This window comes from Nocardia rosealba, assembly GCF_020216065.1.
Classification (GTDB): domain Bacteria; phylum Actinomycetota; class Actinomycetes; order Mycobacteriales; family Mycobacteriaceae; genus Nocardia; species Nocardia rosealba.
On record NZ_JAIWNA010000007.1, the window covers coordinates 85,079 to 106,638 of the forward strand.

Annotated in this window: 18 protein-coding genes, 1 tRNA gene and 2 pseudogenes; 14 read left to right on the plus strand and 7 right to left on the minus strand. The window is 68.3% G+C overall.

The features are described 5' to 3' along the window. Nucleotides 1–169 precede the first annotated feature (169 nt). Nucleotides 170–1,060 carry an NAD(P)-dependent oxidoreductase gene (locus LDL21_RS23640; protein WP_225281799.1) on the plus strand — a complete coding sequence of 297 codons (891 nt, stop codon included), beginning with the start codon at nucleotides 170–172 and terminating at the stop codon, nucleotides 1,058–1,060. Here LDL21_RS23640 and LDL21_RS23645 read toward each other — a convergent pair. Further along, on the minus strand, nucleotides 1,030–1,758 hold the full coding sequence (locus tag LDL21_RS23645; protein ID WP_225281800.1) for a MerR family transcriptional regulator: 729 nt from the start codon (nucleotides 1,756–1,758) through the stop codon (nucleotides 1,030–1,032). The two genes, LDL21_RS23640 and LDL21_RS23645, sit on opposite strands and share 31 nt — an antisense overlap. A gap of 61 nt (nucleotides 1,759–1,819) precedes the next feature. On the opposite strand from LDL21_RS23645, the gene LDL21_RS23650 reads away from it, so the two are divergent. After that, a complete protein-coding gene (locus LDL21_RS23650) occupies nucleotides 1,820–2,251 on the plus strand; it encodes a DUF6194 family protein (RefSeq protein ID WP_225281801.1) in 432 nt (143 codons plus the stop codon). A 24-nt stretch (nucleotides 2,252–2,275) separates the two neighbouring features. Here LDL21_RS23650 and LDL21_RS23655 read toward each other — a convergent pair whose 3' ends face one another. Then, nucleotides 2,276–2,866 (minus strand): TetR/AcrR family transcriptional regulator, encoded by a 591-nt coding sequence (locus LDL21_RS23655; RefSeq protein WP_225281802.1) that lies wholly within the window; start codon nucleotides 2,864–2,866, stop codon nucleotides 2,276–2,278. 149 nt (nucleotides 2,867–3,015) lie between these two features. On the opposite strand from LDL21_RS23655, the gene abc-f reads away from it, so the two are divergent. The 4 genes and pseudogenes from abc-f to LDL21_RS29870 all read left to right on the plus strand — a co-directional run bounded on the left by abc-f (nucleotide 3,016) and on the right by LDL21_RS29870 (nucleotide 5,794). Next, a complete protein-coding gene (gene abc-f / locus LDL21_RS23660; RefSeq protein ID WP_225281803.1) occupies nucleotides 3,016–4,617 on the plus strand; it encodes a ribosomal protection-like ABC-F family protein in 1,602 nt (533 codons plus the stop codon). A gap of 17 nt (nucleotides 4,618–4,634) precedes the next feature. Beyond that, a pseudogene (locus LDL21_RS23665) lies at nucleotides 4,635–5,270 on the plus strand (CatB-related O-acetyltransferase); the annotation flags it as partial. Nucleotides 5,271–5,305: 35 nt separating this feature from the next. Beyond that, nucleotides 5,306–5,473 carry a DUF4236 domain-containing protein gene (locus tag LDL21_RS23670; RefSeq protein WP_225281805.1) on the plus strand — a complete coding sequence of 56 codons (168 nt, stop codon included), beginning with the start codon at nucleotides 5,306–5,308 and terminating at the stop codon, nucleotides 5,471–5,473. Nucleotides 5,474–5,662: 189 nt separating this feature from the next. After that, entirely contained in the window at nucleotides 5,663–5,794 is a 132-nt protein-coding gene (locus tag LDL21_RS29870) for a hypothetical protein (RefSeq protein ID WP_255675395.1), read from the plus strand. Here LDL21_RS29870 and LDL21_RS23675 read toward each other — a convergent pair. Then, nucleotides 5,791–6,390 (minus strand): TetR/AcrR family transcriptional regulator, encoded by a 600-nt coding sequence (locus LDL21_RS23675; protein ID WP_225281806.1) that lies wholly within the window; start codon nucleotides 6,388–6,390, stop codon nucleotides 5,791–5,793. The genes LDL21_RS29870 and LDL21_RS23675 overlap by 4 nt on opposite strands. Before the next feature lie 71 nt (nucleotides 6,391–6,461). Here LDL21_RS23675 and LDL21_RS23680 point away from each other — a divergent pair, with 71 nt between their 5' ends. The 6 genes from LDL21_RS23680 (at nucleotide 6,462) to LDL21_RS23705 (ending at nucleotide 17,157) form a co-directional block, all read left to right on the plus strand. Beyond that, nucleotides 6,462–6,866, plus strand: a complete 405-nt coding sequence (locus tag LDL21_RS23680) for a DUF6463 family protein (RefSeq protein ID WP_225281807.1) — start codon at nucleotides 6,462–6,464, stop codon at nucleotides 6,864–6,866. 221 nt (nucleotides 6,867–7,087) lie between these two features. Next, entirely contained in the window at nucleotides 7,088–7,708 is a 621-nt protein-coding gene (locus LDL21_RS23685) for a GNAT family N-acetyltransferase (RefSeq protein WP_225281808.1), read from the plus strand. Nucleotides 7,709–7,722: 14 nt separating this feature from the next. Further along, nucleotides 7,723–14,028: a type I polyketide synthase gene (locus LDL21_RS23690; protein ID WP_225281809.1), complete on the plus strand. Its 6,306-nt coding sequence runs from the start codon at nucleotides 7,723–7,725 to the stop codon at nucleotides 14,026–14,028. Then, nucleotides 14,025–15,383 (plus strand): aminotransferase class I/II-fold pyridoxal phosphate-dependent enzyme, encoded by a 1,359-nt coding sequence (locus LDL21_RS23695; protein WP_225281810.1) that lies wholly within the window; start codon nucleotides 14,025–14,027, stop codon nucleotides 15,381–15,383. The genes LDL21_RS23690 and LDL21_RS23695 overlap by 4 nt, the downstream gene beginning before the upstream one ends. Before the next feature lie 65 nt (nucleotides 15,384–15,448). Further along, nucleotides 15,449–16,789, plus strand: coding sequence for a DUF1254 domain-containing protein (locus LDL21_RS23700; RefSeq protein ID WP_225281811.1), 1,341 nt, complete (start codon nucleotides 15,449–15,451; stop codon nucleotides 16,787–16,789). Nucleotides 16,790–16,884: 95 nt separating this feature from the next. Continuing rightward, nucleotides 16,885–17,157 (plus strand): hypothetical protein, encoded by a 273-nt coding sequence (locus LDL21_RS23705; protein WP_225281812.1) that lies wholly within the window; start codon nucleotides 16,885–16,887, stop codon nucleotides 17,155–17,157. Nucleotides 17,158–17,334: 177 nt separating this feature from the next. Here LDL21_RS23705 and LDL21_RS23710 read toward each other — a convergent pair whose 3' ends face one another. Beyond that, a complete protein-coding gene (locus tag LDL21_RS23710) occupies nucleotides 17,335–17,961 on the minus strand; it encodes a TetR/AcrR family transcriptional regulator C-terminal domain-containing protein (protein WP_225281813.1) in 627 nt (208 codons plus the stop codon). Between the two features lie 70 nt (nucleotides 17,962–18,031). Between LDL21_RS23710 and LDL21_RS23715 the strand changes: the two genes are divergently transcribed. Then, nucleotides 18,032–18,991, plus strand: a complete 960-nt coding sequence (locus tag LDL21_RS23715; RefSeq protein ID WP_225281814.1) for a quinone oxidoreductase family protein — start codon at nucleotides 18,032–18,034, stop codon at nucleotides 18,989–18,991. An 87-nt stretch (nucleotides 18,992–19,078) separates the two neighbouring features. Here the strand turns inward: LDL21_RS23715 and LDL21_RS23720 are convergent, their stop codons facing one another. Together LDL21_RS23720 and LDL21_RS23725 are read right to left on the minus strand one after the other, a co-directional pair. Continuing rightward, nucleotides 19,079–19,414 carry a DUF4143 domain-containing protein gene (locus tag LDL21_RS23720; RefSeq protein ID WP_504806003.1) on the minus strand — a complete coding sequence of 112 codons (336 nt, stop codon included), beginning with the start codon at nucleotides 19,412–19,414 and terminating at the stop codon, nucleotides 19,079–19,081. A 96-nt stretch (nucleotides 19,415–19,510) separates the two neighbouring features. Then, a pseudogene (locus tag LDL21_RS23725) lies at nucleotides 19,511–20,337 on the minus strand (ATP-binding protein); the annotation flags it as partial. Between the two features lie 212 nt (nucleotides 20,338–20,549). Here LDL21_RS23725 and LDL21_RS23730 point away from each other — a divergent pair. Continuing rightward, on the plus strand, nucleotides 20,550–21,437 hold the full coding sequence (locus tag LDL21_RS23730) for an exodeoxyribonuclease III (RefSeq protein WP_225281817.1): 888 nt from the start codon (nucleotides 20,550–20,552) through the stop codon (nucleotides 21,435–21,437). Between the two features lie 7 nt (nucleotides 21,438–21,444). Here the strand turns inward: LDL21_RS23730 and LDL21_RS23735 are convergent. Then, nucleotides 21,445–21,520 (minus strand) — tRNA-Arg (locus LDL21_RS23735). Nucleotides 21,521–21,560: the final 40 nt, after the last annotated feature.

The window sequence follows — 21,560 nt, forward strand, 5'->3', positions numbered from 1 at the left end:
TGTACACCCGGGGATCCTCGCCTGCCGCCTTGGCAGGGTTCACAACAATGACGCCCCACACAATTGTTCACCCGCCGGTGTCCTGACCTGGACGATTACCTGCGGGTGAGCTAGGGACGGGAAAAGTGCGTACTTCTGCGCCGCCGGGATGGCGCCCACACTCGGACCCATGAACAACGTGACCGTGCTCGGCACCGGCGCGATGGGCACCGCGATCGCCCAGGCCTTTCTCGCCGCCGGCTACCGCACCCATGTCTGGAACCGCAGCCCCGAGCGCACCACGGCCCTGGTGGCGGCGGGTGCGATCGCACATCCCGCCGTCGCCGATGCCGTCGCCGCGAGCCGGGTGATCGTGGCGACCATGACGACCTTCGCCGCCACCCGTGACAGTCTGGACGGCACCGGTGAACTCGCCGGTCGCGATCTCATCACGCTGAACAGCGGAACACCGGCGCAGGCAAGGCAATTCGCGCGCTTCGCACATTGCGTGGGCGCGCGTTACCTCGGTGGTGCGATCAAGAACGTGCCATCGGCCGTCGGAAACTTCGACACCCTGCTGTATTTCGGTGGCGACCGCGCCGTCTTCGACGCCCATATCGAGACCTTGCGCGTGCTCGGCGGTGACATCGAATTCCTCGGCCCCGATCCCGACCTGGCCGCCCTCTACGAATCCGCCGTCGGCGCAACCCTTCTGCCCGCGTTGCTCGGCTTCTTCGAGGGCGCCGCCATCCTGGCCGCCCGAGGTATCCGCGCTGAGACGATGGTGCCGTACTCGGCGAAATGGTTGCGGATGATCGAGTCCCTGCTGCCGATCCTGGCCACCGAGATCGACACCCAGGACTACACCCGCCTCGGCGCGACCATCGACCTGTTCCACACGGCGGTCACCGACGACACCCAACTGGCGGCCGAAACCGGCATCGACATGAGCTGGCACGAACCCATCCACCACCTGCTGCGCTGCGCGGTCGCCGAGGGACGCGGCGACCAGAGCGTCACCGCCCTGTTCGAACTGATCGCGGCAGGCACTCAGCAGAGCGCGCGAGCCCGCGGGGCGTGATCGCGCAGGACCTCCGCCAAGGCCGCCGCTGCCTCGAGCAGCGCCCGGGATCGACGGGCGAGTGCCGCCTCTCGGGTGGCGAGTGCGTCGCGTAGTTCGCCCGGCCCGCTGCGCCGGAACTGGGTGAGCACCGTGCGCAGGGTGGTTATGCCGTAACCCGCGCGCCGCAACTGGTGCACGATTCTGGCGTCGCGCACCTGTTCGGGCGTGTACCGGCGCGCCCTCCTCGCTCGCGAGGGGACGACCAATCCCATTGCGTCCCAATGCCGCAACGTGGAAGTGCGGACGCCGAGCGCGTCGGCGAGTTCGGCGATCCCGAGTGCGTCGGAGTCGCGCACGTCCGCGATGGGCTCGGCTCCGATACCGGCCGCCGCCCGCACCGCGAGCGCCAGCTCACCGCGTTCGGTGTGCAGGGCGGCGTGAACCGCGTCGAGCCCGGCCAGTGCCCGCTCGGTTTCCCCGGCGACGGCATCGCGCATGATCGCCTTCGCCGCCACCGGGCCGGTCCCTTCCGCCAGCGCGCGATACGCCCGCGCGGCGGCGACATGCACATCTCGATAGTTCCGGTGGCCACCCGGCGACCGTTGCGCGGCGGGCAGCACACCGTCGTTTTCGAGGTCGCGCACCTGCTGCACCGAGTAACCGGACGCCCGCGCCACATCGACCGTGCGCATCCGGCGCGAATAGAGCTTTGTCACGAGTTCTCCTGGCGATATCGCGTCCGAGTCCACACAAGCACTTCAATGTGACGCTTGAAGCATGCAGATTACCGAGATCGACGACTTCGTGAGCGGACTCGACGGTGTGCTCGCCCTGCGGCCCACCGAGGGCAGCGACTTCCCCGAGATCAGCTGGGGCGACATCTTCTACTACTACGCCCCGGAGGGCGTGGTGCCCCGTGGCCAGCCCTTCGCCACGATCGTCACCAAGAACTATCCCGACGACACCGCTTCCGACCTGGACAGACCCGGTGCCTTCCGCGTCAATATCGCGGTCGCCGAGGACACCTTCGCCGAATACGCCGACAACCCGCTCGCCGACGACACCTTCGCCCCGCACCCGCAGTACGGCCGGGCGCACTGGCTTTCGATCACCAACCCCGGCCCGGATGCCGCCGAGGTGCTGCGGGAACTGTTGCGAGAAGCCCACGCACGCAATAAGTCACGCACGGAACGCCGTTCGCGACATTGACCGCCGAGCGGTGTGCGGCGGTTGTCACCCGCGGAACGCGCCGGCGCGGGCGGCGAGTGCGGTGCTGGTCGCCGCACGCCCCGGCAGCCCCGGGTCGGGTGGGGTGCGCAGCAGCATCAGGCAGTGGTACACCGGGGCCGTCGCCGCGATGAGCAGGGCGCGGGCGTCGGTGTCGACGGGGATCTCACCGCGTTCGACGGCACGCTCCACGACGATCTCGCACTGCGTGTAGCGGTCCTCCCACATCCGTGCGAGCCCCTCGGCCGCCTCGCTCGACCGGAACGACACCGCGATCAACGCCGACGCGATCGATGGTTCCGCGAGCAACGACTCCTGGATCTCCTCGTTCAGCGCCGTCAGATCCCCGGCGAGTGAACCGGTATCGCGCGGCTGCCAATCCAGATCACCCGCCGCCGCGATGACATCGGCGAGCAGCCCGCCCACATTGCGCCACCGCCGGTACACCGTTGTCCGATGCACACCGGCGCGCTCGGCGACCGAGTCGATGGTCAGCGCGTCGTACCCGTGCTCGGCCAGCTCGGCACTGACAGCGGCCAGGACCTGCTCCCGGTTGCGGGCGGTGCGGCCACCTGGGCGCGGTGTGGGTTCGCTCATGAATCTTCTTCTTGCTCGGTGGGAAATCCTGTGGCACCATACTAATGCAATTGTTGTCGCACTAGTGAGGTTGCCGATGCTCCTTCGAAGCGTTCATCACGTCCTGCGGTCCGCTCGGTCCGCGTCCTCGAATGCTTCGGAGTGCTTGTATGCCAACACAACTCACCGCACACGCGGTCAGCAAATCGTTCCTGGGTCGCCGGGTTCTCGATGAGGTGACGTGTGCGTTCGCCACCGGCGAGCGCACCGGGATCATCGGCGAGAACGGCTCGGGCAAGTCCACCCTGCTCCGCCTGCTCGCCGGCCGTGACCTGCCCGATTCCGGCGAGGTGGTGGTCCAGGCCGACGGTGGCGTCGGCTACCTCGCCCAGGACGAGGAACTTCCACCGCACCTCACCGTGCAGCAGATCATCGACCGCGCCCTGGCCGACCTGCGCGCCATCGAGGACCGCCTGCGGACGCTGGAAGCCGCGATGGCCGACGGTGCCGGGCTCGCCGAATATGCCGAGCTGACAACCCTTTTCGAGCTGCGTGGCGGTTACGATGCCGAAGCCGCAGTGGAACGGGCCCTGCACGGTCTCGGACTCGGGCTCGTCACCCGCGATCGACGCGTCGGTGACCTGTCCGGTGGCGAACAGGTCCGATTGCGGTTGGCGTCGGTGCTGGCGGCGGGCACCGAGGTGCTGCTGCTCGACGAGCCGACCAACCACCTCGACGACGACGCCATGACCTGGCTCGAAGACCACCTGCGCACCCGGCGCGGCACCATCGTCACGGTGTCGCACGACCGGCGGTTCCTCGAACGCGTCGCCACCGACCTGCTCGAGGTCGATGCCGACCGCAGACAAGTGGTCCGCTACGGCAACGGTTACGCGGGCTACCTCACTGAGAAGGCGGCGGCCAGGCAACGCTGGGAGCAGGCACACGAACAGTGGCAGGCCGATATCGCCCGCCTGCGCGAGACCGCCGCGACCACCGCCCGCGCCGTGGCACCGGGCCGGGCGATGAAGGACAACAACAAGATGGCCTACGACCGGGCCGGTGGGCGGGTTCAGCAGTCATTGGCGAGCCGTGTCCGCAATGCGGAGGAACGTTTGCGGCGGCTGCTGGCCGACCCGGTTCCCGCGCCGCCGCAGCCGCTGCGGTTCACCCCGGTGCTGCGGGCACGGCGGGTGCAGGGGCCGGTGCTCGAGGCGGTCGACGTGGCGGTCGAGGGTCGGCTGCACCGTACGAGCCTGTCGATCGCGGCGGGGGAGCGGGTGCTGGTCACCGGGCCCAACGGCACCGGAAAGTCCACGCTGATCGGGGTTCTCACCGGCGAGATCACACCGGACGGTGGCACCGTCGCCCGGCGCGGCCGCATCGGCCACCTGGCCCAGGAACCTTCGTTCCCCGACCCGTCGCAAACCCTGGCCGCCGCCTTCGCGCACGGCCGCACGGGCGACCCCGATGAGCACACCGAGCAACTACTCGCCCTCGGCCTGTTCGATCGCGCGCAAATGGTCACCCGCGTGGCCGACCTGTCCACCGGCCAACGCCAACGCCTGGCCCTCGCCCGCCTCGTCACCGAGCCCGTCGACGCCCTGCTCCTCGACGAACCGACCAACCACCTCTCGCCTGCCCTGATCGAAGACCTGGAAACAGCCCTGAGCACCTATCGCGGGGCACTGCTGGTCGTCAGCCACGACCGCCGCCTGCGCTCACGCTGGCGCGGCGCCCACCTCGCCCTCGGCGCCACCGCCACCGTCTGAATCCCGAAGGAGCCCCCGTGCCCGCACCCGACCCGACCACACCCCATCCCATTCCCGACCGCACCAGGGTGATGCTGCTGAAACCGCACGTGACCTCGCCCTGGATCGAGGTCGGCGACTTCACCTACTACGACGATCCCGACGACCCCACCACCTTCGAAACCCGCAACGTCCTCTACAGCTACGGCCCCGAGAAGCTGGTCATCGGCAAGTTCTGCGCCATCGCCACGGGCGCCCGGTTCATCATGAACGGCGCCAACCACCGTATGGACGGCCCGTCGACCTACCCGTTCCCGGTCCTCGGCGGTTCGTGGGCCGACCATATCGACCTGGTCATGGACCTGCCGAGCCGCGGCGACACGGTGATCGGCAACGATGTGTGGATCGGCAACGGCGCGACCTTGATGCCCGGCGTCCGCGTCGGCAACGGTGCGATCATCGGCACCGGCGCCGTGGTCACCGCCGACGTGCCCGACTACGGGATCGTCGGTGGCAACCCGGCCCGGCTGATCCGAACCCGTTATCCCGCAGGCGAAGTCGAACGTCTGCTGGATATCGGCTGGTGGGACTGGCCGCTCGACCACATCACCCGCCATATTCGAACTATCATGGCGGGTAGCGTCGATGCACTGGAATCGGCTGCCGCCGAGCTCCATTCGGATCGACGCGCCGAACCGAAAGGCCAGCAATGCCCATCCGATTCCGCCAGCGCAAATCCTTCGGCCCCCTGAAGTTCAATTTCACCCAGTCCGGTCTGTCGTCCTGGGGCATCAAAATCGGTCCCTGGTCCTGGAACTCGCGCACCAAGAAGAACGCCGTCGACCTCCCCGGCCCCCTGAGCTGGCGCCAGCGCTGAGATTCAGCCGAATTCGCGCGCGACGGGCCGAACGGGTCGGCGAAATGCGCCTCCCTGACCACCAGATCCACCTGCAGATACGCGTCGGTGAACGCGCGAAGGACGGGCGCGATCGCATGGGCGAGCGCGCCCATGATGCCGATCCGGAGCACGTCGCCGATGCCGTGCGCGTCAGCGCGGGCGCGCGCGATGGCCGATTCGATGAGCCGGCTGCCGTGGTGCAGTTCGTCGCACAAGCCCTCGCCGATACCGGTGAGCACCAGTCGACTGGCCGGGCTGGCTGCCCTGATCGCCGGGTGCGCGCTGGTCCAGCTGGCCTAGGGCAGTAGATCTTTGGTGAGGGCGTCGGCGATCATCGTGGCGATCAGCTCGATGAGGGGTGGGACCCGCGCGGAGTCCTCGTCGAGCACGATCAGCCAGGCGTAGAGCGGGCCGAGAATGAGGGCCTGCAGGACGGCGGGGTCCGGCCGGTGCATCACCTCGCCGCGTTCGATCGCACGGTCGACCACGGTGGTGATGATCGTGCGCTCGATCGCGAGGAAGGTCGAGGCGAAACGGGTGCGCAGGTCGGGGTCGGCGCGCACGTCGGCAAGCAGGCCCGACAGCGTGTCAGCGCCCGAGCCGGCCACCTGTGCGGCGATCTGCTCGGACAGCGCGACCAGGTCGCCGCGCAGGGACCCGGTGTCGGCGGGGGACTCCTCGCCCAGGTCGTGCAGCAGGACGGCGAAGGTCATCTCCTGCTTGGAGGAGAAGCGCCGGTAGATGGCCGCCTTGCTCACTCCGGCCCGGGCCGCCACCGCGTCGACGGTCAACCCGCCGTACCCGGACTCGCCGATCACCTCCCGCACCGCCGAGGCGATCGAGGTATCCACTCGCTGCTCGCGGGGGCGTCCCCCGGCTTGTTTTGTCTTCGCCACAATGGCAGCATACGGAACCGTCAGTTTCGATAGCAAGGGTCTCGTATCTTGCCCATGAACGGAGTACGCCCATGATCACTTGGGCCGGGAGGGTGCTGGCCACCCTCGGTGCGGCGCACGCACTCGCCGCCACAATGCTCGGCCACCGCTATTTCGGGCAGTGGTTCTCCTTCGAGCTCTGGGCGCCCGACGCCGATATCGCCGCGCTGCCACCCGAGATCGGCGCCTTCTGGATGGGCCCCGGTAGTTTCGGAATCCCCCTGATGCTGCTCGGCTTCCTCATCACCTGGATGGACCGCCGCGGCATCACGCCACCCGTCCTGCTGGCCGTCGGCCTCATTGCTTGGACTCTGCTGTGCGCCGCCATCTTCGAACCGGCCCCGTGGATCCTCGCCACGGCCGCATCGATCCAGCTGCTGATCGCCATCCGCCGCCCGGCCGCACCCCGCCCGGCCGAAGCCCGCGCCGGCCGATGATTCGAGACCGTCCGCGCGAGCGAGGGGTTCGCGCGGACGGCGACACGGACGCTTTCGGAGCCACCCTGTCAGTGCCCCTTGACGCCTGACGACCTGACGAAAACCGACAAGTCGTTCTGAATTTTATGCCTGGTCGATCTGCTGAGATAGCCTAACGAAAGACAATCTGCCCGAGCGATTTCCGTGATCCGGCACAGCAGATCTACTGAGGTACAACAGCTTTGAGTTCAGCGCAGAGTCCGCTCGTCCGTGCGGCGACGCGGGCCGATATCGACTCCATGGTGGACGTGCTCGCCGCCGCCTTCGCCCATGACGATCCGATCGATGAGTACGTCTTTCCAGACGAGACCGTCCGGTATCGGCGGGCCCCGCGCATGTTGCGCGCCATGATCCGGCACCGTTTCCTGCCTGCGGGCGGGGCCGAGGTGGCGGTGCTCGACGGGCGGGTTGTCGGGGTGCTGCTGTGGTACCCGCAGGGCTATCGTCCGGGTGGGCTGCGCGAAATGATCGCGGGCCCAGAGCTTCTCGTCGCAATGGGATCTGCGGTGCGTCGCGGTATCGAGGTCGACGCCGCCATGGATCGGGCCGCTCCGCCCGAACCGCACTTCTTCCACGTCTACCTCGGCGCCGATCCGAGCCTGCAGCGCAGCGGTGTGGGCCGGGCGCTGTACGCCTCGTTCACCGACAAGGCCGACCGGCAAGGTGCGTCGATCTGCGGCATCTGCAAAGACGCCAATGTCGGCTACTACGAGGCGCTGGGCAACGAGCGCACCGGATCCGTCCGGCTCGGTGCGACCGGCCCGGAACTCAACATCATGATTCGCCGCCCGCGGCCGCTCTGACCCGAGGAATGCACATGACTGACATCGCCATCGTCGGCATCGGCTGCCGTTATGCGGGCGGCATCGAGTCGCCGGAATCGTTCTGGGACTTCGTGATCCACAAGCGCGACGGCGTTCGCGAGATTCCCGAGGAGCGCTGGGACTGGCGCCGCTACTACGACGAGGACCGGCGCGCGCCCGGCCGCATGTACACCAAACGCGGCGCCTTCATGACCGGCGACCCGTGGGCCTTCGACCCGGAATTCTTCGGCATCTCGCCGCGCGAGGCCACCAGCATGGACCCGCAGCAGCGGTTGATCCTGGAGGTGGCCTGGGAGGCGCTCGACGACGCGGGCGTGGCCGGACGAGCCGCGGGGTCCTCGCTCGGGGTGTATGTGGGTGCCTTCACCCTCGATCAGATGGTGGTTTCGGCGGGTGCCGCGCTGCCGCATGTCGACCTGCACACCGCCGTCGGTGTGTCGTACACGATGCTGTCGAACCGGCTGGCGTACGCGCTCGACCTGAAAGGCCCCGCCGTCACGGTGGATACGGCCTGTTCGTCGTCGCTGGTCGCCCTGCATCTGGCCTGCCGGGCAATCGCCGACGGTGACTGCGACGTCGCGATCGCCGGTGGCGTGAACGTGATGGTGCAGCCGGAAACGTTCGTCACGATGTGCAAGGGCGGCTTCCTCGCCGCCGACGGGCGGAGCAAGCCGTTCGACGCCGCGGCCGACGGCTACGGCCGAGGCGAGGGCGCCGGTGTGGTCGTCCTGAAGAAGCTGGCCGACGCCGAACGCGACGGTGACCGGATCTACGCGGTGGTCAAGGCCACCGGCGCCAACCAGGACGGGCGGACCACCGCCATCACCGTCCCCAATGCCGAATCGCAGGAAAGCCTTGCGCGCGAGGTGATCCGGCGCTCAGGCCTCGATGTTCGGGATGTCACCTACGTCGAGGCACACGGTACCGGCACCCCGGTGGGCGATCCGATCGAACTGCGGGCCATCGGTCGCGCCTATGGCGCACCTGCCGGACGGCCGGGGCAGCTCGGCGTCGGGTCGTTGAAGGCCACGCTCGGGCACACCGAGGCCGCCTCCGGTGTCGCGAGCGTCATCAAGTCGGCGTTGGCGATTCGGCATCGCACGATCCCGCCGCAGGGCTGGCTGGACACGCCGAACCCCGATATTCCCTTCGACGAGTGGGGGATTCGGGTACTCACCGAGGCAGAGCCGGTCGGGCCCGACGTCGAGCGCATGGCCGTGGCGGTCAACGGGTTCGGTTACGGCGGGACGAACGCGCACGCGATTCTGCAGGAGTACCGGCCGAGCACCGAAACCGTGCGGCCACCTGTGCATTTCGGTGTGCTGCCGCTCTCGGGGCGTTCCGAGGGTGCGGTACGTGAGCTGGCGCGCGGGTTCGCCGAACGCATCGCCGACGGTGCCGATCCGCAGCGGCTGGCCGAGGCGGCGTGGCGGCGGCGTCAGCATCATCCGGTGCGCACGGGCGTCGCTTTCGGCGACGACACCGAGCTGGTGCAGGGGCTGATCGACCTGGCGACCGGATCGGGCCGGGTCGCCAAGACCGTTGCCAAACGCGCCGGTGAACCGGTGTTCGTCTGCACCGGTATGGGCCCGCAGTGGTGGGGCATGGCGCGTGAGCTGCTCACGGCGGAAGGCACTTTCGCTGTCGAGGCCAAGCGGGTGGACGCGGAGTTCCAGGCGGTGGCGGGCTGGTCGATCATCGAAGAACTGCTGCGGCCGGAGGAAGAATCGAGGGTGACCTCCACCGCCATCGCGCAACCGGCCAACTTCCTCGTGCAGGTCGCGCTGTTCGCGACGCTGCGGGAGCGGGGGATCGAGCCCGCGGCTGTCGTCGGGCACAGTGTCGGCGAGGTGGCCGCCGCGTATCTGACCGGCATGTTGTCGCTGGGCGACGCCGTTCTCGTCAGCTACCACCGTTCGCGGCTGCAGGCGACCACGGCGGGCACCGGCGGCATGCTCGCGGTCGGGCTCGGGCCGGACGAGGCCGGTGCGCTCGTGGCAGGTGAGGACGCCGTCGATAACGCGGCGATCAACAGCCCGTCGGCGGTCACCCTCGCCGGTGCGGTCGACCGGCTCGACGCCATTGCCGAAACGCTCACGGAGCGGGGTGTTTTCGCGCGACGTCTGCAGGTCGAGGTGCCGTATCACAGCGCCCTGATGGACCCGATTCTCGACGAACTGCGTGCCGCGCTCGCCGACATCACCGTCGCTGAACCATGCCTCCCGCTGTACTCCACCGTCACCGGCGAACTGGTCACCGGCGCCGACTGGGACGCCGACTACTGGTGCGCCAATGTGCGCAAGCCGGTGCGCTTCGCGGCGGCGGCAACGGCGCTCGTGAAGGCGGGACACCGGGTGTTCCTCGAAGTCGGTCCCCACCCGGTGCTCGGCGCCAATATTCGCGAGATCCTCATCGGTGCGGGCGAGACGGGCACGACCATCGCCACCCTGCATCGCAAACAGGACGACGCGCACAGCATGCGTCAGGTGCTGGTCGACCTCTACGCCGCAGGCGCTCTCGACATCGACGCGCTGTTCAGCGAAACGGTCTGCCCGACACCGCATATCGACCTGCCGCGCTACCCGTGGCAGCGCACCGTACTGCGCTCGGAACTACCCGAGCTGCGGACGCAACGGCACGGCACCCCGGACGCGCACCCCCTGCTCGGCGACCGGCGCCCCGACGACGCGAGCACCTGGCGGCTCAATTTGTCGACCGCCGCACTGCCGTGGCTCACCGACCATGTCGTCGGCGGCACCGCGATCATGCCGGGCTCGGGCTACCTCGACGCCGCGCTCAGCGCCGCGGCCGTGCGAGCCGAGTCCGAGCAGGTAGGACTCGAGGACGTGCGGTTCGTCGCGCCGCTCGTCGTCGACGGTGGTGACGCACCGATCGTCGAACTCCACCTGGAGGTTTCGACACGACGCTTCACCATCCGTTCGCGCGGCGCCGCCGGTTCGGTGTGGACCGTGCACGCGACCGGACGGCTCGTCGAGGGCTCCTACGCCCCGGTCACCGCCGACGTGCCCGACCTTTCCGCGACGACACCGGTCGAACCCGCCGACTTCTACACCGGTCTCACAGCGGCCGGGCTCCAGTACGGTCCGGCGTTCCAGCGAGTGACCGCGATCCGGCTCGACACGGATTCGGTCGTCGCGCGGGTTGACGGTGAAATCGACCGGGACGCTCGGCATCTCGCACACCCCGCCGTGGTCGATGCCGCCTTGCAAACGGTGGCGGCTCTGCTCGCCGGGCGTGCCGCCGAAGGGGCGATGGTTCCCGTCGGCGTCCGCTCGGTGCGCCGGCTGGCCGCCCTGCCCGCCGAGATCACGGTGGTCACCCGGATGTCCGGTGACGCCGCCGACATCGACCTGCTCGGCGCCGACAACGCCGTCTGCCTGCAGTTGCGTGGCGTGCGCTTCGCCTCGCTCACGCCGGGTGCGGGACCACTGCAGCGGATGAGCGACTTCTTCTACGAAGAACGCTGGGAGCTACGCGAACCGGTCGACACGACCGCGCTGCCCGGCAACGACGGACTGTTCACGCTGGTCCTCGGCTACGGCGAAGGCGTCGAGGACCGCGTCGAACGGGTGCACCAGGCCGTGCGCACCGGAGCCGCCGGTTCGGCCGCCGTCCTGCTCGACGACACCGAGCTGGAAGCGAACCTCACCGCCCGCCTCCGCGACCTCTTCGCTCTCGAAGAGGTTGAGCGCGTGCATGTTTGCGTGGTGCCCGGCGCCTCGGCCGACGGCGATATACCCACCCTGTGGACTCTTCGCCGTGTCGCGGCCACCCTCGAAAGCTTTCTCGACGTCCGCGCGAAGGAACTCGCCGTCGACCTGCCGATGACCGGCGACGGGTCGCTGCACGCGACGGTCGTCACCGCCAACGCCTACGCGCACCCGGCCGACCCGACGCCACCCTCGCTCACCCAGGCCGCGATCGCGGGTGCCCGTCGTGTGCTGCTCAACGAACAGTCCCGGCTGCGGTGGCGGCTCGTCGATATCGACGCCCGGGTGACCGAAACCGAACTGGCCGCCGAACTGGCCGTACCGGGTGCCTTCACCTACGACCGCAGCGACGAGGTGATCCTGCGCGACGGACTGCGCTGGGTCACCGTCGTCGACCGGACCATGCCGCAGCGCCTCGAAGCGCTCGACACGGCGGAGCCGCTCACCGATCCGGAGGCGAACTTCGAACTCGAGCTGCCCCGCTCGCGCAGCTTCGCCCGGTTGGGCTGGCGGCGGTGCGAACGCCGTGCACCGGGACCCGGTGAGGTCGAGCTGCGCATGCGTGCGGTCGGTCTGAACTACAAGGACGCGCTGAAGGTGATCGGCGTGCTCGGTGAGCGGGAGCTGGCGCCCACATATTTCGGCACGGTGCCCGGTATGGAAGGAGCCGCGACCGTCGTGCGGGTCGGTGCCGGAGTCACCGAGGTGGCCGTCGGTGACGAGGTGACCGTGACCTCGAAGGGCATGATCGCCCGGTTCCATACCACCGAAGCCGCCCTGCTCGCCCGTGTGCGCCCCGGCACCGAGCCCGGTCGCTGCACGAGCGGAACCGCCTTCGCCACCGCCGAACACTCCCTGCTCGAACTGGCCAGGATCCAGCCGGGGGAAACCGTGCTGATCCACGGCGCCGCCGGTGGTGTCGGCACCGCCGCGGTGCAGATCGCCAAGCAGCACGGTGCCGTGGTGATCGGCACCGCGAGCACCGAGCAGCGCCGTGCGCTCGTGGCGGCCGAAGGGGCCGATCACGTCCTCGGTTCGCGCTCGCTCACGCTCGTGGACGAGGTGCTCGCGCTCACCGACGGCCGCGGTGTGGACGTGATCCTCAGTACCGCGCCGGGCGAGCTGCAGCGCCAGAACTTCACGATGGTCGCCGAATTCGGCCGCATCGTCGAGATCGGCAAGGCCGACATCTATGCCGGTGGTGTGCTGGAACTGGCCGCCTTCGACAAGAACATCGCCTACTACTCCTTCGACCTGGACCGGATGGCCCGCGTCCGGCGCGACCGCGTGCTCGACCTGGTGCGTGGAATCAACGCCCGGCTCGACGACGGCACCTACCGGGCGCTGCCGTTCACCAGCTACGGCACCGCCGAGGTCGGGGAGGCCTTCGAGGCGGTGGCGCGGTCCACCGGGACCGGGCGCGTGGCGCTCGACCTCACCGAAGCCGCGCCCCTGGTCCGGCCCGCCCTGCCGCACGTGCGTATCGAGGCCGATGCGAACTACCTGATCACCGGTGGGTTCGGTGCCTTCGGTCTGGCTACCGGTCGGTGGTTGGTCGGCAACGGCGCCCGGCACCTGACGCTGCTCGGCCGTAGCGGCCCGACCACGGGGGCGGCGGTCGCGCAGCTCGCGGCGTGGGCGCAGCAGGGCATCACGGTGGTGAGCGAACTGGTCGACATCACCGATGCCGAGGCCGTCGCCGCGGTGATCGACCGAGCGCACACGGCCGACCATCCGCTGCGCGGTGTGTTCCACACGGCGGGCGTGATCGACGACAAACGGGCCACGGTGATGGACATCGACAGCCTGTCGGCGGTGTATCGGCCGAAGGTGGACGGTGTGCGCGCCCTCGCCGCGGGTCTCGAGGCGGCAGGCGTGCGGCTCGACCACTTCGTGCTGTACTCCTCCGGCTCGACGATGTTCGGTGCGGTCGGTCAATTCGCCTACACCGCCGCCAATTCCGCGCTGCAGGCGATGGCCGAATCGGTCGTGCGCACCGGTGGCACAGCGCTCGCGGTCGGCTGGGGTCACATGTCCGGCGGCGGAATGGCCGCCGCCGACGAGCACATCACCCGCTATCTGCGCACCACCGGCTTCGACCCGCTCGACATGGACGAGGGCGCGCAATATCTGGAACAGGCTCTGCGCCTGGGTATTACGCAGGCCGCGATCATTCCGATCGATTGGGCCAAGGTCGATGCCACCGCGCCGTTCTTCGCCAAGACCGGACGGCTCGAAACGATGATCGCCGCTGCGGCGCAGGATGATTCGGCGGCGAGCCAATTGCGTATCCAGCTCGCCGAACTCGACGAGGACAAACGCGGGGAGGTGGTGGCGTACATGCTGGCCGAACAGCTGGCGCAGGTGATGGGTGTCGCGGCGGACTCGATCGACCTGAGCGTTCCGGTCCCCGAACTCGGCCTGGACTCGCTGATGGCGGTGGAATTCGGTGCGCTGGTATCGAAGTCGCTCGGTGTCGAGCTGCTGACCTTGCAGATGGGCCGTTCGTTCAGCCTCGAACAGGCGGGAGCGCGGGTGGCGGAGGCGATCGTCGGGGTGCGGGCATGAGCGAGTCGGCGCGGGAACTGGCCAGGAAGCTGCTCAACGATACGGTCGGCGAGGGGGTGTCGCGGGCACCGTCCACACCCCCGCCCGTCACGCGGCGGCCCCGCCGTGGTCCGGGCCGCCAGTTCGCCGACCACCCCGAAGTGGCGGCGATGGCGAAGAAACGCGCCACGATCGCCGAACTGTACGACCGATTCGACATGCCGAACCCGGTCTTCCTGCTGCGTGAGAGCGCCAACGACACCGTGATCCGTTGGCAGGGACGCGAACTGGTGAACTTCGGCGCCTACAACTACCTCGGGTTGAGCAATCATCCGAAGGTGGTGCAGGCGGCCAAGGACGCGCTCGACACCTACGGCGCCTCCGCCTCGGCCTCGCGCATCGTCGCCGGGGAGATCCCGCTCTACGCCGAACTCGAGCAGCGTCTGGCCGGAATGTACGACGTCGGCGACGCCCTGGTGACCACCAGCGGATATCTCACCAATGCCGGGGTGATCGGCTTTCTCCTGCGCGACGGCGACGTCGCCATCTGTGATTCGCTGATCCACCGCAGTGTGGTGTCGGGTGTGCAGTGGTCGGGCGCGCGTCAGCTCACCTTCCGGCACAACGATCCCGAGTCGCTGCGGTCGGTGCTGCGGATGGCGCGCGCCAATTTCGACCGTGCGCTCGTGGTGCTCGAAGGTCACTACAGCATGGACGGAACCATCGGAAAGCTTCCCGAAATCGCCGCTGTGGCGAGGGAATTCGACTGTGCGGTGATGGTCGACGAAGCCCACTCGCTCGGTGTGTTCGGCGCGAACGGCCGGGGCGTTCGCGAACATTTCGTCCTGCCCGGCGATGCGGTCGACATCTGGATGGGCACCCTGTCCAAGGCGCTCGGCAGCTGCGGTGGCTTCGTCGCCGGTGACGCCGACCTGATCGGTGCGATGAAGGTCGCCGCACCCGGCGTCGCGATGCTGAGTGGTGGGCCCGCGCCGTCCACCATCGGTGCCGCCCTGGCCGCACTCGACATCCTCGACATGGAACCGCAACGCCTGACCCGGCTGTGGTCCAATACCGAGTTCTTCCGGAGCTTGCTCGTCGAACGTGACCTCGACCTGGGTGTTTCCGAGGGAACTCCGATCTTCCCGGTCATGGTGCCGCAGGAATTCCGCGCCGGTTTCGTCTCGGCCCGGCTGCTTCAACAGGGCATCTACACCGGTGCGATCACCGCCCCCGCCGTCCCGGTCGGCAGCGAGCGGCTGCGCTTCTTCCTGACCTCCGAACACACCACCGACCAGCTCCAGCGCACCGCCGACGAGCTGGCCGAGGCGGTGCGGGTCGCCGAAGCGCTGCCCGCTGTCGGCGGCATCGGCTGACCGGTTCGGCGATCTCACCCGGAACGGATGATGCCTCGCGTCCGGCCAGGCGTGACGATTGCCCGATGACTACCGCACCGGCGTCGAAACCCGATCTGGCAGCACTGGCCGCGGAGGCCTTCGTCTACGGGTATCCGATCCTGGCCGATCTGGACAAGGTCGCCGACGCGGTGCGGAACGGTTTGGGGGCGACCTCTGCCGCCCCGTTCAACCAATTCGCCAACGCAGCGTCTCTGGCCGGGCCCGATACGAAATTCGTGTCCGTCAACAACGACACCGTCTATTCGAACGCGATGGTCGACACCAGTGGCGGCCCGGTGCGCTTCGACGTGCCCGAAGCCGACGGCCGCTACTACGTCATGCAATTCGTGGACGCCTGGACGAACAACTTCGCCTATGTCGGTCACCGTGCGACCGGAACCGGGGCCGGATCGTTCCTGCTCGTGCCGCCCGGATGGAACGGTGACGCACCCGGGGACGTCATCGTGATCCACTGCCCGACCGCGGTCGTCTCGATCGTCGGCCGCTGGGCGGTCGACGGCGAATCCGACCTGCCTCAGGTGAAGGCGCTGCAATCCGGGCTGCGGCTCACCCCGACAGGTACCGGAAAGGGACTGCCGACGCCGGCCACCGGTGTGCCCGACGACCTGCTGTTCTTCGAACAGCTACGCGTCGCGATGGCTGCTTTCCCACCCGCCGAACGCGACAAGCGATACCAGCAGCGGTTCGCCCCACTCGGGTTGTTGTCGGATGAATCCCCTTACCGCGCTGCCGATCCCGACCTCGCCGCGGCGCTGGTCGAGGGTCTGGCGGCGGGCAGGAAGAACCTCGAATCGGAGCTCGAGCACGTCAGCGGCCCTGTACAGAACGGCTGGAACCTGGCCTACCACATCTTCGACTACAACCTGGACTTCTTCGAAGTCGGCGCCCTCGACGATCCGGAATGGAAGGTGCCCGATACCGCTGCCCGCTACACGCAACGCACCGCGGCGGCGCGCGGGGGACTGTGGGGCAATCACGGCTACGAGGCCGCCTACGCGATGGTCTACGTCGACAGCGTCAGCGCCGCACTGGACGGATCACAGCGATACCAGCTGACCTTCGCCACTCCACCACCCTGCGGTGCCTTCTGGTCGATCACGATGTACGACGCCGAGAACTTCTACCTCGTCGACAACCCCATCGACCGCTACTCCATCGGTGACCGCACCACCGGACTGGTCACCGGCGCCGACGGCTCCCTCACCGTCACCCTCCAGCACGACCAGCCGACCGACCCGACAGAACGTGCCAACTGGCTCCCCACGCCCGTCGGCCCCTTCCGCCCCCTGTTGCGCGTGTACGAACCCGACCCCAGTGTCCTCGACGGATCCTACGAACTCCCACCGATCATCCGACAGTCCTGATCGGTGACCGGCACTCCCGACACCGGAGACTCGGTGCGGGTCGCCGGAGCACTTCCCGACGTAGGGTGAGATCGCCTCCGACCGGAAGGAACGCCGTGACCGAAGCAGCATCCGTAGTCGTCGCCTACACCCACCTGTTCCCCGGCCTGGAACTCGACCTCCCCGGCGACCGCTTCGACCTCGTCTTCGCCGACGGCAGCGAAGCGGCGGCCACCCTCACCGAAACAGGCGGCGACCCGGCCATCTTGGTCGACGCCTACCGGACCCAGGCGGGGACGGAAATCGCCGAAACCCTTTGGCCTGTCCGGCGTTCGACGGACGATGAGCACCGGGTGAAACTCGGGAAGGCCCTGCGCTCGACCAGCTAGGGCGGCAGTGCTCCGAGCACCTGCTGTGCGGTGTCGGCGTGGCTCGCCGCGTTCGGGTGCAGTGGTGCGATCGCGTCGATGGTGGCGGGTGTCTCGTGTCCTGGGCCTGCACCGGTCGGCGGATCCCCAGCGGGTAGCCGACCAGCACGATGTGGACGAGGGGTGAACGCCCGGCCGTCAGCGCAGCCGGGTCGCGAGCCCGTCGAGGACAACGCCGAGTTGGCGTTCGAACCTCGGGTCGCCGTCGTCGCGGAGATGTCCGGCGGCCTTCACCAGTTCGGCCCCTCCGCCGAGCCACGCATCACGTTCGGCAAGCGAGTATCGAGCGCTCGTGGAGGGGCTGCGCTCCTGCTCTTCGATGACGAAGCCGACCACGAAGGCCGTGAGTAGGTCGAGGGTGTCGTCGGCCTCGGGCAGTGAGAACCCGGCTGCGGTCAGGCGCTCGAGCCACGATTCTTTCGCCTTCACCACGTCGGGGTCGGCGAAACGCGTGCCGCTGAAGATGCGCGCCCCGTCGCGATGCCGCAGATATTCCGACCTCAGGACGCGGGCGTAGGCGGATACGTCGGCACGCCAGTCGGCGCCGCGCGGGATCGCCGCGAGGGCATCGGTGACGCGTCGCATGACGAAGGTGGCCATCTCGTCGAGGAGTTCCTGTTTGTTGCGGACGTGCCAGTACAGGGCGGGGGCCTTCACGTCGAGCCGGGTGGCGAGCGCGCGGACGGTGAGGGCGTCCATGCCCTGCTCGTCGAGCAGTTCGAGTGCTGTCGTCACGATCTGCTCGCGGGTGATTCCTTTTGCCACGGTTGACACCTTAACAAAGTTAAGGCACCGTTGGTGGCAGCGTAAATTAACTTAGTTAAGGAGATATCTGATGCGTGCTGCTGTCGTCGAAACCCCGGACGCGACACCTGTCTTCGCGGACTTCCCGGATCCGCAAGCGCGGCCGGGCCAAGCACCGTTGAGGCTGGTGGGCGCTGGTTTGCACCACGTCGTCCGTGGGCAGGCCTCCGGGCGCCACTACTCCGGTGGCCCGGCACATCCCCTCGTTCCGGGCGTCGATGCCGTCGCCCGCACCGAGGACGGGCGGCTGGTCTACACAGGTTTCGCCCGGGCGCCGTGGGGGACCATGGCGGAATGGATGGTCACGCCGTTCGAGGCGGAGCTTCCCGCCGGGGCCGACCCGCTCGCCGTCGCCGCCGGAATGAATCCGGCCCTCTCCGGCTGGATGCCCCTGATTGCCCGGCGCGAGGAGGCGGGCGAACTCGGAACCGTACTCGTGCTCGGCGCGACCGGCGCCTCGGGCGGTCTGGCGGTGCGGGTCGCGCTGGCCCTCGGCGCGAAACAGGTCGTCGCGGTCGGGCGCGACCGCGCAGCGCTGGAACGACTGCGCGCCCCGGGTGTAGTGACCGTCGCACTCGCACCGGACGCACCCGACACCTGGTCGACCACCCTCGGTGCGGCCGTCGCCGACACCCAACCCACCCTCGTTCTCGACTACGTGTGGGGCACCGTCGCCGAGGCTGCCTTCGCGGCAGTGGGAAGCTCCGGCCCGTCCGCCAACAGTGTGCCGCTCGATTACGTGCAGATCGGCACACTCGCCGGAACCGATGCCTCACTCCCCGCAGCGCTACTGCGCAGCCGCCGGATCCGGATCAGCGGCAGTGGCCTCGGCTCGGTCTCGAAGGAACAGATGATCGCCGAGGTCCCCGCCATCCTCGCCCGCTTCGCCGACGGCACCTTCGACCCGCCGTACACCACATACCCCCTCAGCCGCGTCGGCGAAGCCTGGGCACATCAGGGCCGTCCCCGCGCCGTCATCGTCCCGGATTGAGCGCGGACTTCCCTGCCGGAGCGGCCGGCATTTGTCACGGGGAAGACCGTGACATGGCATGACCGGCGCGCATCAGCTGAACTTATTTCAGGCTTGCAGCTCGGGCGGCGGGGTCGTCCACAGGGCGCTGATCGGAACACCGGTCAGAGCGTCGCCGAAAGGGAGTTGCTGGTCACCGCAATAGAGGACCAAGCCGGCATGGAAGCGATCGCCGAGGCGACGTTGCAGGGCTCGCAGGCCTCGGAAATCGTCGGGGCGAATCGTCTCCGCCGCTTTGACCTCTATCGCGACGATCCTGCCCGCGTTGTCCTCGAGGACGGCGTCGACCTCGTAGCCGTCCCGGTCGCGGTAGTGGTGCAGCCTGGACATGGTCGTGCTCCAGGTGAGTTGACGGGTCAGTTCGCCCAGTACGAAAGTCTCCATGATGGCGCCGGTGGTCGCGTCATTGGTGACGCCGGTCAGTAGATAGGCGGCGAGGCCGGAGTCGGTGAAGGTCAGTTTCGGTGTCGAAATGGCACGTGCGGTGGCGTTCGCCGACCAGGCCGGGACCAAGCGGACGAGGTAGATGAGCTCCAGGATGTCGACGTAGCCCGCAGGGTCGTGACTGGTATCCCCAGATCAGCGGACAGGCGGCTGTAATTGAGTAGGCCGCTGGTCTGCGCGGCCAGGGCTGCGACGAGGCGACGCATGTCGGATCCGCGGCGGATGTCTGCCACCTGGTGCACGTCGCGACTCATGATGTCGTCGAGGTAGGAGCTGTAGAACTGGGCGCGTCGACGCGGCGCGGTACGACGGATGGCTTCGGGATATCCGCCCCTGGCCGCCGCGGCCAGGTAGTCCTTGCGTCTCAGCTCCGATGATCCGGTGCGGAAATCGGCACCGGCAGCGAACACCGCATCGATGAAACCATCTGGGGTGCCGTTGATTTCACCTTGCGACAAGGGAAAGAGCTCGATGGTTTCCGACCGGCCGGGCGGTGAATCGCCCAGCGAACTCAGTCCGAGGAGTCTTGCCGAGCCGGTCAGCAGAAAATGCCCCGGCCGTGGGTCGCGGTCGACAGCGTGCTTGATCGACAACCAGAGATCCGGAACGCGCTGCACTTCGTCGATCAGCATGGTGCCGGGTGCGTCGAGGAAGGCGGCTGGGTCGGTCTCCGCCGAGGTACGCGTAGCTTTGTCGTCGAGATAGCGTTTGGTGACCTCCGGCATGCCGCGCAGGCACTGCTCAGCCAGCGTGCTCTTCCCGGTCTGCCGGGCACCGTTGAGAATGACCACCCGCGTGTCTGCCAGCGCCTCTTTCACCAGCGTAGCGGCTTTTCTCGGGAGGAAATCAGCGGTGTGATGCACAGCCGGATCCTACGCTCTCCCGTCGATCTGCCGGATGGTGTGTCGTCGATCTGCCGGGAACTGCGCCGTCGATCTGCCGTATCGGGCGATCGGGTTCATACGCGGCTGTGTGGCTACTCGTCGGTGTTCCGCTCGAGCAGTTGATCGGGGGTCAGCGTCGTGATCCAGGGCTCGCCCGGGCAGGTGACAGGGGGCTCCGGCACAGTGTTGCCATGGGTTCGTCGGTCGCTGACTCTTTCACTGTCGCCACATTCAACGTCAACGGAATTCGTGCGTCACGTCGTCGTGGATTCGACCAGTGGTTGCGGGGCCGGGCGGCGGATGTGGTCGCGCTGCAGGAGTTGCGTTGTTCCGCAGCCGATGTGGGAACCTTCCCGGGCTATTCGGCGGCAGTGGACGTCGGTTCCGTGGCCGGTCGCAACGGTGTGGCCGTATTGACCAAGGTTCCCGCCGCTGCCGTGCGGACGTGGGTGACCCACCCACCCAGGGCCCGCGGACTCGGTGAATTCACCGCACAGGGACGTTATATCGAGGTCGACCTGGCCGACCGCCCGGTGACGGTGGCCTCGCTGTATCTCCCCAAGGGTGGTCTGCCCGCGCATCTCCAGCGTCCGGGATCGATGCGCGAACAGCCCGACGGTGGGGTCAAGTACGAACGCAAGCAGAGGTTCCTCGCTGCGTTCGCCCGCGAAGTGCACCGGAATCGGCTCGCTGCGCTGAGTGCGGGACGCGAGTTCGTCCTCACCGGGGACCTGAACATCGCGCACACCCGACACGATGTGACCAACTGGCGTGCCGCCCGCACGATGGACGGCTTCTTGCCTACCGACCGCGAGTGGTTCAGTGCGGTTCTGGGCACGCGCCGGCTCGTCGACGTGGTGCGACAGGTGCACGGCGATCGCCCGGGTCCACTCACCTGGTGGAGTTGGGCGGGACAATCGTTCGCCAAGGATGTGGGTTGGCGAGTGGACCACCAACTCGCGACACCCGGCCTCGCCCGCCACGCGAGGTCTGTCGTCGTCGACAAGGAACCGTCACCCGCCGAGCGCCTCTCCGACCACGCGCCCCTCGTAGTGACATACGCGGCGATGCCCGACTGAGAATTTCTGGTGCCCTCGGCAGGATTCGAACCTGCGACACCCGCTTTAGGAGAGCGGTGCTCTATCCCCTGAGCTACGAAGGCGGGGGGCTCGCTCGGCGGGCCGAGGTGAGTATAACGCGAC

What these genes read in the sequence shown, in the direction of transcription:
- LDL21_RS23700 (WP_225281811.1), top strand. Translation starts at nt 15,449, where the DNA reads ATGACTACCGCACCGGCGTCGAAACCCGATCTGGCAGCACTGGCCGCG.
- LDL21_RS23695 (WP_225281810.1), top strand. Translation starts at nt 14,025, where the DNA reads ATGAGCGAGTCGGCGCGGGAACTGGCCAGGAAGCTGCTCAACGATACG.
- LDL21_RS23690 (WP_225281809.1), top strand. Translation starts at nt 7,723, where the DNA reads ATGACTGACATCGCCATCGTCGGCATCGGCTGCCGTTATGCGGGCGGC.
- LDL21_RS23715 (WP_225281814.1), top strand. Translation starts at nt 18,032, where the DNA reads ATGCGTGCTGCTGTCGTCGAAACCCCGGACGCGACACCTGTCTTCGCG.
- abc-f (WP_225281803.1), top strand. Translation starts at nt 3,016, where the DNA reads ATGCCAACACAACTCACCGCACACGCGGTCAGCAAATCGTTCCTGGGT.
- LDL21_RS29870 (WP_255675395.1), top strand. Translation starts at nt 5,663, where the DNA reads ATGGCCGATTCGATGAGCCGGCTGCCGTGGTGCAGTTCGTCGCACAAG.
- LDL21_RS23720 (WP_504806003.1), bottom strand. Translation starts at nt 19,414, where the DNA reads ATGGAGACTTTCGTACTGGGCGAACTGACCCGTCAACTCACCTGGAGC.
- LDL21_RS23655 (WP_225281802.1), bottom strand. Translation starts at nt 2,866, where the DNA reads ATGAGCGAACCCACACCGCGCCCAGGTGGCCGCACCGCCCGCAACCGG.
- LDL21_RS23730 (WP_225281817.1), top strand. Translation starts at nt 20,550, where the DNA reads ATGGGTTCGTCGGTCGCTGACTCTTTCACTGTCGCCACATTCAACGTC.
- LDL21_RS23640 (WP_225281799.1), top strand. Translation starts at nt 170, where the DNA reads ATGAACAACGTGACCGTGCTCGGCACCGGCGCGATGGGCACCGCGATC.
- LDL21_RS23670 (WP_225281805.1), top strand. Translation starts at nt 5,306, where the DNA reads ATGCCCATCCGATTCCGCCAGCGCAAATCCTTCGGCCCCCTGAAGTTC.
- LDL21_RS23650 (WP_225281801.1), top strand. Translation starts at nt 1,820, where the DNA reads ATGCAGATTACCGAGATCGACGACTTCGTGAGCGGACTCGACGGTGTG.
- LDL21_RS23680 (WP_225281807.1), top strand. Translation starts at nt 6,462, where the DNA reads ATGATCACTTGGGCCGGGAGGGTGCTGGCCACCCTCGGTGCGGCGCAC.